The organism is Vibrio sp. 10N.237.312.B06 (genome assembly GCF_041464685.1).
Lineage (GTDB): Bacteria > Pseudomonadota > Gammaproteobacteria > Enterobacterales > Vibrionaceae > Vibrio > Vibrio tasmaniensis_A.
The window spans coordinates 1-19,656 of record NZ_JBFSPI010000092.1 but is presented as its reverse complement, the minus strand read 5'-3'; the positions used below and the strand labels follow the sequence as shown (position 1 = coordinate 19,656).

The window sequence follows — 19,656 nt, the reverse complement described above, 5'->3', positions numbered from 1 at the left end:
GCTGATCAGATCGTAGGTTCTGGATTTAGTTCCACTGAATTACGCAACAAAGCCGTCAAGGTGATACAACCGCGCCCCAGCCCAAACATAATTAACAATTAAGGCGTGACTTGAACACGCTAAGAATAACAAGGTTAATCTCGTTATTTAAGTTTATTCAATACGTTGAATAATCCTTTGGATTCAACCGTAAATAGAGCACCGACTATTACTGGTAGACCGCTATTAAAAGCGGACCTGCTTAAATTTCCCAACGCCGATAAGCAGATCGCTCTTTTAAAATCACGTCTAGTGCTCTCTCAAATGCGTACTTATTACCCTTAATTAAGTCTCGTGCACCACCACTGTTAAACCAGATGAAAGAATAATATTCAGAGTGATTTGATAAGGTTTTTTTGAAAACAACCCCCATTGTCCCCGTTTAGATACCCATCAAACTTAAACCTTTATTAATTAAAAATATTCTTTAAAGGTTTAATTTCCATCTTTAGTGCTTTATATTGGTTATATAAGATTAAGGCATTAAGGGCACCCAATGACCACCATCATCGATTCATTAGAACTTGTTTGTGAACGTATGCAGCAAGAGCAATCAGATCTGAAAGCCGTTATCAAAGAGCGTATGCAGATCAAAGTAACTGATACAGAAATTGAGGGGAGTGTCGATAGGCTTATCTATAATCACTCATTGAAGAAGAAAGAGCTTCAAGAGCTGTTTGGCTTATCTCGTGTGACCTTCAATTCTAGAATAGATGAAGCAACCGAGCAGGGCGTCGTTGGCGCTCCTATTATCCAAGGACGCACTCACCTGTATAATCGCTTCGACGTCGCCAATATGATGGAGTTCATGAACTTTCCTAAGTACAACCAGCGCTTTGAACCGACAACCGTTGTAGTGGAAAACCATAAAGGGGGCACTGGCAAATCCACCACGACAGTAACCCTAGCGACCACTGCTGCGCTTGATCTTAATCTTAATGCACGCTGCCTAGTGATAGATTTAGATCCCCAAGGCTCAACAGGCCAAAACCTGATTCATCAAGCCGACGATGAATCAGTCTACATGACAGCTGTTGATATCGCGCTAGCAGGCCAAGAGCCCGAAGGTGATTTTTCTCAATACCTTAATGACTACCGTTATGACGAGTTAGTTAAAGCGATTCCGTTTAAGACTCACCTCCCTAACTTAGATGTGATTCCTGCCTTCCCATCAGACGAACGCTTTGTCGATTCTTACTGGGGGCAAGATGAAATAGGTCAACGGAATTTGCTGAGTGTGTTGCGTGAAAAAATCTTACCCATACTTAAAGAAGAGTACGACCTAATCTTCATCGATACGCCCCCACAGAACTCTCCAATTCTCTGGGCAGTGAATGAGGCGGCTGATGCGGTCTTGATTCCAGTCACCCCACGAGAGTTTGATTTTGCCTCAACGAGTAACTACATGGCCACTATGCCAGGTACATTTAGAGCATTACCATCACAAGGAAAAAATTTAAAGTGGGCTAAATTGCTTCCAGTGAACTTCGATGAGAAGAGCGCTCATGAAGTTAAAGTGTTTGATAAATTGCTGCGTGCGGCGCAAGGGCATTTATTATCAACAGCGATCCGTCACTCTGAAGCGTTTGTCGCGGCTGCGGAAAGCAACCGTACAGTACTGGATATTCGAAAATCAGAGCAGATTTGTAGTGGTAAACAATTTGATTTAGCTATGACATCGGTGAATGCCGTGTACCACCAATTCATCACTGAAATTAAGCAGCTAGCAACAAAAGGGCTATAACATGTTACGACCTCAAGACAAGCGAACCGGCTTTAACCAAGGCAATCAATTAGGAAAACGAGTTAAAGCCGAACCCCCTAAAAAAACATTCACGTTTGCTAGCGGTAAAACAGCCACTGCAGAAAGAGTGGTGGTTAAATCAGATGAACTTGAAGTTAAAACTGCAATTCACCCTTTAAATCCACGTCGCCAAGATTCGCTTACGCTTGATGCTGTGCGTGATATATTACCAAGCGTTCAGGAAGAGGGCGTACATACTGAAGGCGTCGCGACCAAAGACGGGCAGGGCACTTACCAGTTACTTGATAGCTCACGTCGCCGTTTCACTTGCATCCATGCTAAAAAAGATTTACCTCTATGGGTTATTGAAGGGGAGATCGACCAAGCTGATTTGCTCGCTTTTATTCAAACTACTCAATCTGTAAAGCGCTTGTCTTACCGAGAATTGGGAGCTGATTACAAAAGCGTGATGCAAGCACAAGGCTTTACGAAGCTCGATGAACTAGCTGACTATCTGAATATTGGACGTGAAACTTGCCGAAAGCGCTTTGCTGCAGCATCAGTTGATCAGCGTTTGATTGAGGTCTTTCCTGATTGCGAAGGGATCCCAAATGGTTACTACGCTAAGCTGGCTAAAGTGGAAAAGCAGTTAGATAAAGAAGGTACTACAACGGCACATTTCATCAGTTCACTTAAGGTGGATGTAGATAATTTAGTCTCTGTAGAAGATAAACAAAAGCAAGTTCTTGCTCAGATGGAGTCGAAGCTTTTAAAGGGTAAAGATAAAATAAGCTGGAAGACTAAACCATTAGCGCTGTTCGATGACAAGAACAAGTATGCAAAGGTATCTCACAGCAGTGATAAGCGGGGGCTTAAGATTGAATTGAGTAGATTGCCCGTTGATGTGTATGACGATATCATACGGTTTGTTTCTGAAAAAGTGCAAGATAAGTAAATAACAACCCCGCCAATGAGCGGGGTTTTTAATGGGGACAATGGGGGTTGTTTTGCCCTATGAACAACAAACCACCTCATTATTTAGATGTCATAACAAAGTTGATGAATATAAAACTTGAGATCAGTATCACTGAAGGTAACAAATTTTTAGTGTTAGCTGCAAAACACTAAAAATCTGTTACCTGAAAATCATAATTCCATTAACTCTAACCTGTGATAGAAAATAGAATCAAACTGCATATCTGCAGGCATTACGATAATACCCATCCTAACACTTTCAATGGCGAGTTTATGGTGTTTACTTAACTCACCATTGACAGGGTATGAAAGTACAATATTAAAGGCTTCTTTTGCGAGTTTTAACATCGGGTTATCAGGTGCTAGCTCTTCAGCTAACTTTGCTCTTTCCAATGCCTCACCTTTATTGTCACTTTTTTGCTTCCATTGGAAAAGGAACTCAAGCGCAACAATACTCTTTCCTCGATAACGAGCTTTATAACCATACGATCCAGACTCTTCATCAACCAAAAAGCTTAGCTCTTTTCTCACTTCTTCGTTAGAAGCAAGCTCTTCGATTGGCTTACGAATACATCGTTCCATGAAGACCTTGTTGTTGGTATAACTGGATTTGGTTAACTTCCCTTGCTCATCTAAGAGACCGAATAAACCATGTAATTGCGCTATCGATTGCTCATGCAACTTCATTCCAGGCTTTTTAAAGCGAGATAGAATAGTGTAAAGGCGCTTAGAATGTTCTGACTTCAAACTACGAAAAGATAAATGGTTAATTTGAGCGTGGCCAGCTGACTGAGCAAGATAAGCATCCATTAATTCAGCGTTAGGCACCATAATTAGCGCCCCTTTTTTATACGCAACTCGACTAAAAAGAGGCATAAAATCAAATTCTTGATCAGCATCGTTCATTAAGCCTACTTTGCGCGATGAGAGCCTTTTAGCCATAGGCTTTAATGTTGGATAAAGCTGCTTTGCTGAAAGACCAAACCACTCCTTTAACACTTCAGATTGAAACGTATATTCAGGTGCGTATACGTGTCGACCTTCCTGATACGCAACCCAATGGTCTTCGTGTAGTCGAGAGAGGAAGAGTGCAAATGTATCATGCTCTCTCGCCGTCAGTCCTAGCTGGCTAAAAACTAAAGCATGGCTTTTCTTAAAAAAGTCATTAGGCAATTCACGGTAGTCTTCAGTTGTGATCAACTGTCGATGGTCAGTCATAGTAATTAGTTTCAGGTAACAGATTATTAGTGTAGTACAAGGATAAGACTAAATTTCAGTAACCTCAAGAACGTAATTCACAATTTTAGACTAAATTCCTGTAACCTTAATAGAAATACTAAAATGAAACACTCAATATCAAGACTTATGGGATAAAGTCTGTTTGGACACTAAAAAAATGTAACCTTCACACTAAAATTTAGATCAATAACACTAATTTCTTGTTACCCCCAGACTAATTAAAAGATCAACAAGACTAACTACAAGATCAATCACACTAATAATATGTTGCCAAAACCTCAATATCATTATGATTTTAAAGTGTTTTTTAGCAATTATAGATCTTATATAAATTATAGATCATATAGAGGTTATATACTGTTATAGAGATTGTGGATAATGTGGATAAACTCAATTTATTAAATAAAAAAACTACTTATCCACATAAAATAAAGAATATTAGAAAAACTAGCTTAACGTTCATCGATCAATGTTTTTCTACTTTCCTACTACGGACTTCCAATTTCCGTAAGTATTGGTGCCATAGAGAGTAACGAACGCATAAACCTGACGGGCAACGCTTTGGCGTTGCTTTGTCGGATTTGTGTATGGACAACTATTCGCTCGTTCCTCACGAAAGTTGTCCATACACAAATCTAGGTTTAGAAACCTTCAATATATGATCTGAGGGAGATCTTTTAATCTCGTTGTATATTGGGGCGACAAAAAGTACGGTTCATCAGCCACTTCTGAGTGGCTTTGTTTCCGTAATCAACCCACTTTGTCTTTTGATGTCATTAGGCGACTCGATAGCTATCGGTCATACCAAGCTGCATAAATCGATTTAATATTGATGCCGCTTGCATCATTTCCTGTTGTTGATTGTTAAAGTCTCTACTGTGTAATTTGGGGCCAATAATTGTTTTGTAACGCTACATTGCATTATCTGAGACATTCCGTTTTCCATACTGCTTTGTCTTTTGCCTGCGCGTGGGACTTAATGCAGAGTACACCACCAAATTGCTCACCCTTTTAGGGTTATGAGCGTCGTCAGCATACAGATTTTCTTTGGGAGGAATCGCTATGTCAGTTTCTGGAAATTCGCTCGCTAATGCGTCATAGACGTCATCGGTATCGTATATTTTATCTGCTGAAATATGGCCAACTTCCACATCAACTTGCCCACACAATTCTTCGACAACCTGAAAATGGTTCTATCGCAAACTTTGAAGCTTTAGGTTAGGATTTGTTCAATTTCCACTCAACACTCTGAATCGTCATGTTTAAAGGCTGCCACTTTCCCTCTGAAGTCATTCTAGAAACCGTACGCTATCTCTATCTGGCAGGGTAGTTGTCACTGTTAGAATTTAACCAGTTTGGGCGATAAAGAGTAATTGTGTCTCGTATCTCAGTAGAAAGAAAAGAAGCTATTACCTCCATATTCGATGTCAGTTAAAGAAGTGTCAGAAGACGAAGGAATTAGCACTGCGCCCCTGTATCATTGGCGCCAGCAACTCAGACATTCAGGAGCCGCCGTCCCAAATACCAACACTTCATCAGAGCAGTGGTCTGCTCAAACTAAACTTGCCATTATCGCTAAAACCTACTCAATGACAGAAAGTGAACTCAACCAATATGATCGTGAAAAAGGTCTTTTTCCAGAACAAATCCAAAGCTGGCGCCGCGAATGTATGCAAGGGTTTAAGTCGAGTAAAGAGCGGGAAGCTGAAGCAAAGAAGCAGGCTAAAGCTGACAAACTTGAAATCAAAGAGTTGAAGAAAGATTTACGACTCAAAGAAAAAGCACTCGCTGAAACGGCCGCCCTCTTGGTACTAAGAAAAAAGCTGAGAGCCTTTTACGGGGAAGAGCCAGAGGACGACTAACCTCAACCGATGAAAGGCAGACCATAGTGACGATTATCCTTGAAGCGAAGCAATGCGGATGCCGTTTAGAGCCAGCTTGCCATGAAGTTCAAATTGACTTGAGAACGTATCGTCGCTGGTATCAGCAAGGTGAAGTCCAAGCTGACAAAAGGCCATATGCATCAGACCAGAGCCTGCTAACAAGCTGTCGCAGGAAGAGCGTGAGGTGTGTAACCGCTCTGAGTTCGCAAGCTTGCTTCCAACTCAAATCGTCCTGACACTGCTTGAGAGAGGTGAGTATATCGCCTCTGAGTCGATCTACTATTGAGTGCTGAGTACGCAGGGGCAACTTCACAAACGAGGTCGTCAGCGGAGCAGACAGAAGCAAACGAAGCCAACCAGTTACACAGCGACGGACTCGAACCAATTTTATGCATTGGATATCAATAACTTACCTTCAAGGGTTCGAGGCCAACACTATTACCTGTATGTCATTGAGGATATCTACAGTCGAAAAATTGTTGGTTATGAAGTGTATGAGCATGAATGCGGTGAGCTGGCGTCACAACTTCTGCAACGAACGTTGATGCGAGAGCAATGCTTCAATCAAGCACTGGTTCTTCACTCAGATAATGGTGCACCGATGAAGTCGCTGACGTTTAAAGCAAAAATGGAAGAGTTAGGTATTACCTCATCGTATAGCCGGCCAAGAGTCAGTGATGATAACCCGTATGTCGAGTCATTGTTCCGTACAGGAAAGTACATGCCAAGCTGGCCAGCAAAGGGCTTTGAAACAATCGATAGTAGTCGAAGTTGGGTTGAAGCCTTCGTACGCTGGTACAACACCGAGCATAAGCAGAGTAAGCTAAATTACGTCACGTCACGCCTTCAGAGCGTCACAATGGAAAAGATAAAGATATCTTGAAGCGTCGTGTAGAGGTATTGCTAGCAGAAAAACAGCGAAAGCTTGAGCGGTGGTCTGGTGATATCAGGAACTGTGCGCCTGTTGGTGACATTCACCTAAATCCAGAAAGAGAAGCTGCTTAATAAGCAAGAAAATGATGACAACTACCTTGAAAAACACCGGAATCCCAAGGCTATAATTTTGTAGATTATCAATATGGAATTTCGTTTACACCCGATTTCAGATAATAAGTGCGACAATCCCCTTTAAATTGAAGATTAGACAAAATTCAATCCTAGAAACTCACTCTAACTTTTACCAATCAATCAAGCTCATCTAAGCGGATAGAGCCCTTTCCTTATGTTTGGTGTTGTACTACAACTAGTGGATATACATTAATATTTACATTAATATTTACATTAATTAGGTTCTAGTTTGTTCGTCCTTTTACTGGTTTCGTAAGAATTCGTGTCGTCAATCGTTGATTTGGAGTATGTATGACTGGGAAGCCTCGGGCCATAAAGCTATCTTTAAGTATATTAATATTGTCACTCAGTGCAACAATAGCGTGTTGGTCTATGGCACGAAATTATGTTGAACGCAATGCTGAAAGCCGTTTTACTAATTATACCCAAGACGTTAAAGCGTTGATTCAAAATCGCATGTTGAATTATCAACAGGCCCTCTCAGGGGGCGTTGCTCTATTTGCTGCTTCTGAACAGGTCGATCGTGAGGAGTGGGCGAATTATATCGATAAGTTAAATCTTGGCTTGCATTATCCTGGTATACAGGGGATTGGTGTTTCAATTCCTATTTCGGCGCGAGATAAAGAGGCGCATGTGCAGCAAGTTCGGGCGGAAGGTTTTCCTCAGTATGAGATTAAACCTAAGGGGGCGCGAGATGAATACACGGCCATTATCTATTTGGAGCCTTTTGATGCTCGCAACCGGCAGGCATTTGGCTTTGACATGTATTCTGAAGCCGTTCGGCGTCAGGCTATGTCTACGGCAAGAGATACAGGAAGAGCTGCTTTATCCGGTAGGGTTGAGTTAGTTCAGGAGATTACTGAGGATAAACAAGCTGGTTTTTTGCTTTATTTACCTATCTACAAAACGCTTTATTCCCCTGATACAGTTGAAGAGCGAAGGGAGGCCTTTGTTGGTTATGTTTACAGCCCATTCCGCGCAAGAGATCTCATGCAAGGTATCCTTCAATCTAACGTCTCAACGGTAAGCTTTCGGTTATATGATGGCGCAGAAGACACCCCTAATAGTTTGCTGTATGACGGGAATAGCGCCTTAAGTATTGTGGACGAGCAATTCATATCGACATTTCGACGCTCGGAGGTGATTAATGTTGCAGGTCGAGATTGGACGATCATCTATACTTCTACCCCCGTGTTTGAAGCCGGTCTCGATTTTTCGCTGCCTCGTATTGTTGCTGGAACTGGGGGGCTCTTAAGTATTCTGTTTTTTTTCCTTTTTCGGATGTTGATTGTTTCACATCAAACAACTGAAAAGCTGCATCATGAGGCCTCGGCGAGGAGAGAAGCCGAAGGATCCCTTAAGAGCCTAAACCAGGAGTTAGAAAATCGTGTTAATGAACGCACTCAAGAACTAAAGCGACAAGAAGAGCTCAATCGAATGCTTTTAGAGAGTTTGAGTGAAGGGGTGGTGGCTTGTGGCGCGGACGGAAATTTAACTTTATTTAACCGTACAGCAAGAGAGTGGCATGGATCTGACCCATTACAGATTCCCCCCGAACTCTGGAGTAATTATTACAATTTATATGAAGGTGACGGGCGAACACCGATGGCGAAAGAAAACATACCGTTGCTTAGAGCATTTAATGGTGAGCATATTCAAAATGATCTACTTTGCATAATCGCTAATGGTCAAAGTCCCCGCTTCGTCTTGGCCAGTGGAGCTCCGATTTGTGATCTCGATGGTAAGCGCCTAGGTGCTGTGGTTGCTATGCACGACGTAACTGAAAATAGGCGTCATGAACGTCGTTTCATTGATATTTTTGAGTTTGCACCTGATGCCATACTGATAATAGAGAGGGGGGGTTGTATTACTCAGGCCAACAGCCATTCTGAGGTTGTTTTTAATTGGGGGAAAGATGTACTTAAAGGCCAATTAATAGATCGATTTTTACCTGGTATTTATTCAAATATCAATAGCTCTTTCTTCGAGAATGAAGAATTGGGTGAAGGAGCTCGTGTTGAGCAACTCTCTACCATGGCTAGACGTAAAGGGGGGATTGATTTTCCGGTTGACATTAGTTTAAGCCCTGTTGAGTCGGAAAAGGGCTTGCAGGTGGCCGTCGCTATTCGGGATATTACCCAGCGTGTTCAGTCAGAGAGGAAAAATAAAGAAGCGATGGCTATGCTGAATGCCATTGAAGATGGGGCATTTATCTTTGATCCAGAAACGCTTCGCCACAGCTATGTTAATGAAGGTGCCGTTTGTCAACTTGGTTATTCCAGAGAAGAGTTGTTGGATCTTACTGCCGTTGATTTCAAAGTTGAGTTCGATGAAAACCGTTACCGGAAGTTGCTTGAACCCTTGTTAAATGGCGAACAGCAGGTTGTCCATATTTCTACTGTTCATAAACATAAAGATGGTCATCTCATTCCAGTCGAAGTCAATCTTCAGTACATTTTTCTACCTGGAGGGAAAAGGCGTTGTATTTCAATGGTTAGGGACGTAACCGAACGTCATCAGGCTTTACGACAACTTGAGGAGGCAACCAAGCAGCAAAAAGCGGCCAATTTTGTCATAGAGCAGGAGCGTAAAAAACTTGCCCAACGGGTGTCTGAACGCACAGCGTCATTACGGTCAACAAATGAAAAGCTAGAGCAAGCTCGAATTGAGGCGGAACAAGCAAGCCATGCTAAATCGGCTTTCTTGGCGGCAATGAGCCACGAAATACGGACGCCAATGAACGGGGTTATTGGTATGTTAGAGGTTTTGTCACACAGTCAGCTGGAGTGCCATCAAGTTGATGAAGTTAAAACTATTCATGACTCTGCGTTTGCCCTGCTGAGGCTCATCGATGATATTTTAGATTTCTCAAAAATTGAAGCTGGTAAGCTAGATCTTGAAAAATTTCCGGTATCTGTCGAAGAACTTATAGAAGGGGTATGCTCCTCGCTTGTCTCCGTTTCTGAGAAGCAAGAGGTTGACTTGCAATTATTTATTGCCCCGATTTTTCCAAGTTATATTTTGTCTGATCCAATCCGGTTGCGGCAAATTTTCTATAATTTAATTGGTAATGCAATTAAGTTTAGTGGTGGTCGTAAGGAAAAACGAGGAGACGTCTCAGTCCGCGTGAACATTGTTGATAATAAAATGGTTGTCAATATCGAGGATAACGGCATTGGAATATCGTCGGATGCCTTAGCTATGTTATTTACTTCTTTCTCTCAAGCGGAGTCATCCACAACGCGTCGTTTTGGGGGGTCTGGGTTAGGATTGGCGATCTCGAAGCGCTTAGTGGACTTAATGGGCGGAGATATTAAAGTAAACAGTCAGTTAGGAGAAGGCTCTACGTTCACAGTTAGCTTACCTTTGGCAATTTATCAGAAAGAGATCATACCACCTTTATCGTTACTCTCAGAGACAAAGTGTATCCTAGTTGAGAACTCAGTATTTGATACTGACGCTCTACGAGTTTACCTCGAGCATTCGGGTGCTAATGTTCAAGTTGTTAGCACCCATTCCGAAGCGTTACGTATTGCTGAGTTGCTTGAAGAGGTTGTCGTTATAATTATTGGTCCGCAAAAACATGTCCCGGAACTTACCATCGCTTTTCTGAAAACATTGAAAAGTTCACGAATTGAAAGTGGGTATATTAGGCACTTGTTGATGACTCGAGATCAGCCTCGGCCCCTGAAATTTGAATCCCCTGAATTTGTTGCTCTAAATTGTAACCTATTGCGGCGAAAAGAGTTTTTACAGTCTGTTTCAGTGGCTGCCGGAATTGTTTCGCCTGAAATAATACTTGATCAAGTGGGGGAAGAGTCTCTGCCGTTAACTGCGGCACCGAGTGTGGCACAAGCCCGTGCAGAAGGACGGTTAATCTTGGTTGCAGAGGATGATAGCATCAACCGAAAAGTCATCCTTAAACAGTTGAGTCTACTAGGTTATGCGGCAGAGGTTGCTGAGAACGGATTGGTGGCTTATCAACTTTGGCAAGAGGGAAGTTATGCGTTGCTATTAACGGATTTACATATGCCGGAAATGGATGGTTATGCATTAACGGAAGCGATACGACAGGATAACTTGGAGAGGGCACAAAAACCTATCCTAGCTTTGACAGCCAACGCTTTGAGAGGTGAAAAGAGTCGAGCCAAGGCGGTAGGAATGAATGATTACCTTACAAAACCTGTCCAGCTTCATTTACTTAAAGAGGCTCTTGAAACATGGTTGCCCAACCAGAATGGAGTGCCTGAACTTGGATTACTTGAAGAGGAACAGCCTAGGGACTCTGAAATATTGACTGTCAGTAAGCTCGCTGAGCTTGTCGGAAATGAGCCAGCTGTTATGTGTGATTTTTTGACTGATTTTTTGAGTTTAATGACAAGACAGCAGGAACAGTTAAGAGCCGCTTCTTCCGCTAAGGATATTAGAGAAGTGAGCAGTATCGCTCATAAGCTCAAATCTTCATCTCGTTCAGTGGGCGCGATGAGATTAGGTGACTTGTGTGCCGAGCTTGAAAATGCTTGTACTATAGGTGATGTCGCAGTGGTGGAGTTGACCATGACTCTGTTAGATAAGTGTTTTGCAGAGACGGAAGAGGAAGTGATCTGCTACCTTGATAAAAAAATTATATAGGAGAAGTGTATGGCGATAATGTTGATTGACGATGAGCCGTTTTTAATGAAGTTGCTTGCTCATCAATTAAAGGATTTTGTGAATGAAAAGGTTGTTGTTCATCAATATGAACATGCTGTTGATGCTCTTCAAAAATTAGAAATGCATCCTGAAGAGGTAGAACTAATTTTTTGTGATCTGCAGATGCCAAAGATGGACGGAGTAGAGTTTGTCCGTCACTTGGGGCGTATAGGCTACCAGGGAGGTGTTATTTTGATGAGTGGTGAAGAACAAGCCATTCTAGACAGTGCTAAAAAGCTGGCAACCACTTATCAACTTAATATTTTTGGTTGTCTCCATAAGCCTTTTAGTCCCACTCAGTTAAAAGAAATTATTGAGCATCAGGCCGCTCATCTAGAGACGGAATGTTTTGATGACCTGAAAGAGTATTCTGAAGCTGATCTGCGTCGAGCTATTCAACAAGGTGAGCTAATCAATTACTACCAACCACAGGTCAGGCTTCGAGATGGTGAAATTGTCGGTGTAGAAGCTTTGGTACGTTGGCAACACCCTAAAGATGGCCTAGTGTTACCTGATAAATTTATCCCACTTGTTGAAGAGTATGGACTGATAGATGACTTGACGATGGTTGTCTTAGCTAATGCTCTGGAACAGAGCAAACGTTGGCAATCTGTGGGCGCAAAGCTTTGTATGTCAATCAATATTTCAATGGAAAGTCTGACGTCCTTGGAGTTTCCAGATAAGATTCAAAACATTGCACATGAGGCTAGAGTCCCATTGTCAAACTTAGTCTTGGAAGTAACGGAAAGCCGGCTGATGAATGATCGGCAGTTAGCGTTGGACATCCTGACACGACTGCGACTTAAAGGTGTTGCTTTATCTATTGATGACTTTGGGACGGGGTATTCCTCGTTGGCCCAGTTACGAGATATTCCATTCAGTGAGCTTAAGATCGACCGAAGTTTTGTGCATGGGGCCCATAAAAATAAGTCTTTACGCGTGATTTTTGAAGCCAGTTTCAAGATGGCCCAGCAATTAGGAATGCAGACCGTGGCTGAGGGAGTGGAAGATCTTGAGGATTGGGTGTATTTACGTAAGATAGGGTGTGATGTCGCACAGGGTTACTTTATTGCCAAGCCAATGTCTGAAAATCATTTATCTCGATGGTTAGATGAATGGGAAGGCGTCGAGAGCTAACCCTCAATTCAAGAGTAAATGGTGTCAATATTGAATCACTTATGCACCTCTTCCGTACTTTTCCTCCTAAATCATTTGCAAGTCTAAATATCTAGTCTAGAATTCAAATCATAAATAAAACAATAACTTATATTAAGGGGGCTACGGAATGAAAAAATGGCTTAAATCTACAGTCATCGGCTTATTTGTGGTTGGCTCTACGCCAGCTATAACAGCCCCTTCTGTTCTCAAAGTATATCTAGACTCGGATCGAACCGTGCATCTAGCCTCAGCGGAGGCAATAGAAATGGGTGTAAAAACGGCTTTTTCTCAGCATGGTAATCAACTTTTTGGCATTCCAGTAGAGTTCGAAGTACTTGACCATCGTGGGAATACGGCGCGAAGCAAGCTCAATATGCAGCGCTACCAGAAAGACCCTAATGGAATTGTTTTCTTCGCCGGGTTGCATTCTTCCCCCCTGATAAAATATCGCGATTATATCAATGAAAGTGAACTGTTGATTTTGGTGCCATGGGCTGCAGGCGGTCCTATAACTCGCTACCCGTCTGAGAAGAATTTCGTATTTCGCCTCTCTGTTGACGACACAAAAGTTGGGGGGAAACTGGTCTCAACAGCAATCAATAATGGTTGCCAATCTGTTGACTTATTATTAGAAAAAACGCCTTGGGGTAAGTCTAATTACAAAACGATTTTCCAATCAGTAGCCGACCACAGCACACACTTAAAAGCTCGGGTTACTTGGTTTAATTGGGGAATTGACGAGGCTCTGGCTCGTGTGATAGCCGCCGATCTTAATCGAACCGGCGTTGAATGTGTCCTGTTTGTAGGGAATTCACGAGAAGGCCCCTTATTAGTCAAAGCTCTCTCTGATCTTGAACAACCACCAAAAATTTTCAGTCATTGGGGGATCACCGGAGGTGGTTTCTCTCAGCGAGTTTCATTTGATGCTCGCCAGAGAACTGCCTTAAGCTTTGTTCAATCTTGTTTTAATTTTTATAGCTCTCCGGAGAACGATCTATCGAAGGAGGTATACCGCCAAGCTACGGCGCTATTCCCTGATAAGTTTACAAATGATTTTATTGACGCCCCAGCTGGCTTTGTGCATGGCTATGATCTGGCTAAAGTATTTATTCAAGCCGCACAAAGTATCACCCTCACCGATGATATGGTGAATAATCGACAGCTACTTAAGCTGGCGTTGGAGCAGATGGACACACCGGTTCAAGGTTTGCTAAAGACGTATGAACAACCATTTAGCGTTTATGACGTGGCACATCCTGATGCTCATGAGGCGCTAGGAGCCGATGATTTGTGCATGGCGAGGTACACTCAAGTGGGAGCCATCAAGCTGTTAGATTCAGCTAAGATTAATAAGGCAGATTAATGATCTATAAAACTCGACCAAAACTCAGTGGTATTCAGCTTTACGGTGTATTTTTGTTTATCTCGATGGTTGTGTTCGCTCTTATCACTTATGGACTTTTAGAGCAGCAAGCTCAGCAATCAATAAGAAACCTGGAGAAAATCAATACCTCAATTAAACTAAGTACGGCAGAGAGTTATATTAGCCAATCCCTGAATAATACCGAAAATTTAGCGATGAAAATTGCCTCACATCAAGTGGTGATTTCTACCGCTTTAGGGGGGGGTGCTACACCACAAGAGATTAGTGATAGACTAGCAATCGTGAAACCAGTGACGGGTAAGCACTATATTGTGATCTTGGATATTCTTGGTGACCCAATTTATCAAGAGTTAACCTTACCGGATGAACTGTTCGCTCAACTGCACACTAAGATTGAACAAGGAGATCTATCGAGTGTGTTTAGGGTATTTACCTTTCAAGATGATAGTAATAACTTAATGGTTGCTCTTCCAATACTGTACAACGGTTTTCTAGAAGGTTTACTTGTGTATGTGAAGCCATTTGATATTGACGCCTTTTTATCACCGTTGAGGTTCTCCGAACAATATCAAGTAAGTTTAATTCAAAGCGATAATAGTTGGGGTATGCCTCCCCCAATTGATTGGACGCAACATACAACATACCTCCCTAGATACGACTTGGATTTAGTTTACAGTATTAACCCTGCTATCTATCAAAACAATCGTAACCAATTTATCCGTTCACTCATCATTGCGTTATCGATAGCTGGTGCGTTGACATATATATTGGTCTATTTTACAGGTAAAAAGCTCCTCATCTCTCCTTATCAGTCACTAGAAAAGTCTGAGCGCCGATTAAAAAAAGTAGCCATTGAAGCCCAAACCGCAAGTGTCGCTAAATCACAATTTATAGCCTCTATTAGTCATGAATTGAGAACCCCTATGAACGGGGTTTTGGGGGCAGCTCAACTGCTGACACAGTGTAAAAATAAAGATGAGCGTCATGAGCTTGAACAAACCTTGCTCTCTTCCGGGCACCATATGATCTCAATTCTCAACGATATACTAGATTTTTCTAAAATTGAGGTTGGTAAGCTGACGCTTAATCTTTCTGAATTTAAACTGGCTGACCTACACAATAAAATTGAAAATAGTTATCGACCCTTATGCTTAGATAAAGGTATAACGTTTGAAGGAACGGCCTATTCTGAAACATCAATACACCTAGTTGCCGATGAGACCCGGTTAGCACAGATAGCTCTTAATCTTCTCAATAATGCGTGGAAGTTTACTCAAAAAGGGGAGATCCATTTTTCTACCCGGCTCACGCAAATGAATAACAACGATTATCTAGAAATTAAGGTGTCTGATACGGGAATTGGTATCCCCGCAGAGAAACAAGCAACGATATTTGACCCATTCACTCAGGGCGATGGGAAAACTACGCGTAAATTTGGCGGGACTGGACTTGGCTTAACTATTATTTCCAAGCTCGTAGATACTATGCATGGCACGCTTAACTTGGAAAGTAAAGTAGGTGTAGGGACACGCTTTATCATTTGCGTGCCTGTCAAAGTTGTATCACAGCCTAGAGAGCAAATAAATGAACCAATGAAGTTATTTAATGGCGAAGGGTTGAAAGCTTTGATTGTTGAAGACAATCGTGTAAATAGCATCATCCTATCTAAATTCCTAAAGAAAAGAGGTTTTAAGTGTGATATTGCCCTTGACGGACAAAAAGGTTTTGAGCAAGCGAGCAGAACCTTTTATGACGTAATCATGATGGATAACCATATGCCTATTATGGATGGTACTGAGGCTACGAAACGTATTAAGGCTTTATCTTCACCCTATAGTGATAGCATCGTCATCGCTTGTACCGCTGATGCCTTCGAGGAAAACCTAACTAAAATGCGTGAGGTTGGCTGCGCAGAAATCATCACAAAACCAGTCAATGAGGGGGTGTTAGATTCGGTCTTTAATCAATATCTGTCAAACCAAGCTGTAGAAAAGGCCAACAGTCCATAAATTAATCTGCATGACTAGCTTTGGGCACAGAGAGAAATGTTAGGTATAAAAAGCATAGTTTTCATATTCAGTTTGGTTGTGTAACAGTAATCTTATGCTCCGGGCGTTTTTGCGGGGAGGTCACTATTGCCCAGCTCTTTCTAAAATTCCTCGACACCATTGTCTCAGTTTTCCCCCAAAAAGATTGACAATCGCTGTTCTAACGCCATGAGCTTATAGTGTACATACTTGTCGCCGAGTTTGGTTATCCGGTTTAACTTAGGCTTTTACTCGTGAAACATTATTTCGGAACCAAGCAAATAAACCGCAGTTTTTATTAAATAGAGAACCTTTTGCTTTTGGAAGCGAGTGTCATTGTAGCGGTTTGGCAGCTAATTCCTTAATTCTTCATGACTCGTTGAATATTGGCAGCGCTAAACACATACGCTTGAGCGGGTAGCTTGCTATGAGTAAGTATATAACCAATGTGGTTCAATGGAACTAAATCAAGAACCTACGATCTGGTCAGCTACATCCACTCTCTCTCGCAGCCCTATTCCTAAACCTCTTTACAAAACAACCAACTGGAAGCAATACAACCAATCACTCATTAACCGTGGTTCTCTGACCTTTTGGTTTGATGAAGAGGCGATAAGCGGTTGGGCGCAAAGCAAACAGAATAAGCGCGGGAGACCACGTCGGTTCAGTGATTTGGCTATCACGACAGCACTCATGGTGAAACGCGTGTTTTCTATGCCACTGAGAGCGCTACAAGGATTTGTCGACTCGCTATTTAGATTTCCATGTTCCATTAAGTTGTCCACATTACACCTGCATCAGCGTAGAGCTAAGCAAGTTGGGGTCTCATTTAAGGAGCAATACAGCACCTAGCCACTGATGTTACTGGCCTTAAGGTTTATGGCGAAAGCACATATTGCAGTCGATACAAGCACTCATGAAATTATTGCAGCCGAGCTAAGTTTATCGACGGTTACAGATGGAGAAGTCCTCCCTAACTTACTGAAACAAACACGCCGAAGCCTCCTTGAGGTGTCTGGTGATGGCGCTCACGACACGAGAGCGTGGCACGCAGCTATTAAGATTAAGCGAGTCAGAAGGAACAACCTTCTGGGAGCGTGGTCACCCCCAAAATCTCGCCGTGGGTTGCCAGAAGTTATACGGCTCACATAAGTATTGGAAAGAGCGGTATGGATACCACAGACGTTCACTGTCAGAAACAGCGATGTATCGAGTTAAACAGTTGCTAGGAGGGCGATTGAGCTTAAGAAATTACAATGCGCAGGTGGGTGAAACTTACGCGATGATAAAAGCGTTGAACAAGCTTACTGGGTTAGGTATGCCTGAAACTTGTCGTATTGACTAAAAAGCATGCGAAACGGGGTAGCTCTATCTCTAAATTTAATTACGCAACAAAACCGCTCTTAGGATTTCTCGATGCCGCTAAAAATTGTCATAAGTTTTGCGTTCACTCTTATCGTGAGCGAGACATATTCTATTTCGCCCCTGTTTCTTTGCTTCATATAAAGCATTATCCGCTAGCTTAATCACCTCTTTGACTGTCTCCGCTTGTGAGAGGCTAGCGCATCCTATAGAGATGGTCACTTGCTGATCTGATTCGTATTCTAGGGGGGCTGTGAGGTTTTGTTCACTCACCAATATTCTTAAGTTATCAGCGATCTTGCTGGCGATTTCAAGATCTGTTTGAAGAAGTAAAATAGTGAATTCCTCTCCACCATAACGACAAACTAGATCAGAAGAGCGTGTATTGTTTTTCAGAACATTAGCGACGAGCTGCAAAACTTTGTCCCCTAGTAAGTGCCCATAGGTATCATTGAATTGCTTAAAAAAATCAATATCTATTAATAGTAAACTATTTATTTCCTGGTTCAGGTTTTGTTGCTCAAATACTGCTTGGATTTTTTGATCGAACTCTGATCGGTTATACAATCCAGTTAACCGGTCAGTAATTGCGGATTTATGGAGTTGTTTTTCAAGGAGGCGTCTACGTTTATCGAATTGCTCATAAGTAATACCACTAGCCAGCATTGTAAAGGTGATATACGTACAGACCACCACTACATAGATAGCAAAACCGCTGGTTTCATCATCCAAAATATAAGTGGTGAGAAAGCCGCCAGCTAGGCAAAATAACAACCCAAAGATTAACTGCGTACGCGCTATTTTCGCTCCTAAAGTAGGTAATAAGAGTGTTTTAAGTGCGCCTCGGTGGGCTGTGAGACCAAAAATTGATATGGTTAAAAAGAACCCTAATATAGTGGTGACCGGAGACATCTGGCCATAAAATGAATCAATACCATAAGCGTAACCAACGGCTGAGACAAATGGGAGGAAAATAGCGGTAATGGCAAAAATTTGTATTAGATACCAAGGACGTCTATTTAAGAGGAAAAAAATGGCTATGACAGCAAAAAGTTGCATTACTGATGTATTAAACCCCATCTCGATGGGAGACTCTGCGTGAAGTGGGGTATCAAAAAAGATGAAATAACTTAGAACAGGGTCAATTAAATTAATTCCAGTACTTTGTTGAGAGAAACGAATGACAAGTATGAAAAAAGCAAGGCTTACGAGGCTTCTGGTTATCTTCAGACTCTTTTTCCGCCAAATACAGGCGCAAGAAAGAAGTAAAAAGATAAAAGCAGTTATAGGATGCGTAGCTGCCCCATGGCTTGTTGGTCGATAGAGCCATTTAATATCAAAAAGATAGGAAGCTAAAATGAGAACAGACAAAGCTGCAATCACCTTGCAGAAAACTTGGCTGTAAAAAAGAGTGAGTGAAGTGAGTGCTCGTTTTTTTTTTGCCATTTATATATCGCCTTCATTGGGTGTCTTAGGACTTAACTTTTATAGATAATGATTCAATCTAGGAGATTTTTCCCAAATACTGCGTTTAATATTATCATTAATAAGGATGGGGATCCCGCCTTCGGTTTCAGGCCTATCGAACTAACTTAAACAAGGCTTCTGTTTCGTTTCTATATGAATATTGATCTTGTTGTTAACAACAAGATCAAATCTTCCTACTGCAGGAGGGGGGAAAGAAGCGACTATTTCGCGATCAAGAAATCATCAAGTGATTTACCAGCATCAAGCTGTTCTTGAATTATGGAAGGGGTGCGACTTTGACCAGTCCATGTTTGTGCTCTGCCGTTCCCGTCGGTGTATCTATATTTAGCAGGGCGAGGCTTACGTTTACCTTTTGTGTTCTTTTTTGATTTTCCTGATAGAGCTTCTATGAGAGCTTCAACATCAACCTTGATGTGATTTACGATTTCAGCGAATTTTGTTTCTTGGCGTTTAAGAAAGACGGTCGTTAACTTCTTAAGTGCTTCTTCAAGTTCCTCAAGTGTTAATTCACGAGAGAACGCCCGAAGCGAGCGGATATTAAGGGCTTTGTTGCGTAATTCAATGGAACTAAATCAAGAACCTACGATCTGATCAGCT

Annotated in this window: 11 protein-coding genes and 2 pseudogenes; 10 read left to right on the top strand and 3 right to left on the bottom strand. The window is 41.9% G+C overall.

Going from position 1 to position 19,656, the window contains the following annotated elements; translation table 11 throughout:
• Window positions 1–535 precede the first annotated feature (535 nt).
• Window positions 536–1,783 (top strand): ParA family protein, encoded by a 1,248-nt coding sequence (locus AB6C75_RS19505; RefSeq protein ID WP_017098231.1) that lies wholly within the window; start codon window positions 536–538, stop codon window positions 1,781–1,783.
• Window position 1,784: 1 nt separating this feature from the next.
• The gene (locus AB6C75_RS19500; RefSeq protein ID WP_102258082.1) at window positions 1,785–2,738 is read left to right on the top strand and encodes a ParB family protein; all 954 of its coding nucleotides are present in this window, start codon (window positions 1,785–1,787) and stop codon (window positions 2,736–2,738) included.
• 191 nt (window positions 2,739–2,929) lie between these two features.
• Here the strand turns inward: AB6C75_RS19500 and AB6C75_RS19495 are convergent, their stop codons facing one another.
• Complete coding sequence (locus AB6C75_RS19495) at window positions 2,930–3,976, bottom strand: replication initiation protein (RefSeq protein ID WP_017099008.1); 1,047 nt, start codon at window positions 3,974–3,976, stop codon at window positions 2,930–2,932.
• Window positions 3,977–5,397: 1,421 nt separating this feature from the next.
• Between AB6C75_RS19495 and AB6C75_RS19490 the strand changes: the two are divergent.
• The 8 genes and pseudogenes from AB6C75_RS19490 to AB6C75_RS19455 all read left to right on the top strand — a co-directional run.
• Window positions 5,398–6,885 (top strand): annotated as a pseudogene (locus tag AB6C75_RS19490) (IS3 family transposase); the annotation flags it as partial.
• Window positions 6,886–7,320: 435 nt separating this feature from the next.
• Complete coding sequence (locus AB6C75_RS19485; protein WP_372108797.1) at window positions 7,321–11,580, top strand: CHASE domain-containing protein; 4,260 nt, start codon at window positions 7,321–7,323, stop codon at window positions 11,578–11,580.
• A 9-nt stretch (window positions 11,581–11,589) separates the two neighbouring features.
• Entirely contained in the window at window positions 11,590–12,777 is a 1,188-nt protein-coding gene (locus AB6C75_RS19480; RefSeq protein WP_017097882.1) for an EAL domain-containing protein, read from the top strand.
• 148 nt (window positions 12,778–12,925) lie between these two features.
• Window positions 12,926–14,161 (top strand): ABC transporter substrate-binding protein, encoded by a 1,236-nt coding sequence (locus AB6C75_RS19475; protein WP_017097881.1) that lies wholly within the window; start codon window positions 12,926–12,928, stop codon window positions 14,159–14,161.
• On the top strand, window positions 14,161–16,191 hold the full coding sequence (locus tag AB6C75_RS19470) for an ATP-binding protein (RefSeq protein ID WP_371695935.1): 2,031 nt from the start codon (window positions 14,161–14,163) through the stop codon (window positions 16,189–16,191). The genes AB6C75_RS19475 and AB6C75_RS19470 overlap by 1 nt, the downstream gene beginning before the upstream one ends.
• Before the next feature lie 474 nt (window positions 16,192–16,665).
• On the top strand, window positions 16,666–17,061 hold the full coding sequence (locus AB6C75_RS19465) for a transposase (RefSeq protein ID WP_102258085.1): 396 nt from the start codon (window positions 16,666–16,668) through the stop codon (window positions 17,059–17,061).
• Window positions 17,062–17,067: 6 nt separating this feature from the next.
• Window positions 17,068–17,220: pseudogene (locus AB6C75_RS19460) on the top strand (transposase); the annotation flags it as partial.
• Window positions 17,221–17,230: 10 nt separating this feature from the next.
• Window positions 17,231–17,554 (top strand): hypothetical protein, encoded by a 324-nt coding sequence (locus AB6C75_RS19455; RefSeq protein ID WP_240798311.1) that lies wholly within the window; start codon window positions 17,231–17,233, stop codon window positions 17,552–17,554.
• A 77-nt stretch (window positions 17,555–17,631) separates the two neighbouring features.
• Here the strand turns inward: AB6C75_RS19455 and AB6C75_RS19450 are convergent, their stop codons facing one another.
• Window positions 17,632–19,017: a diguanylate cyclase gene (locus AB6C75_RS19450; protein WP_372108794.1), complete on the bottom strand. Its 1,386-nt coding sequence runs from the start codon at window positions 19,015–19,017 to the stop codon at window positions 17,632–17,634.
• Window positions 19,018–19,259: 242 nt separating this feature from the next.
• Window positions 19,260–19,622, bottom strand: a complete 363-nt coding sequence (locus AB6C75_RS19445; RefSeq protein ID WP_069595600.1) for an H-NS family nucleoid-associated regulatory protein — start codon at window positions 19,620–19,622, stop codon at window positions 19,260–19,262.
• Window positions 19,623–19,656: the final 34 nt, after the last annotated feature.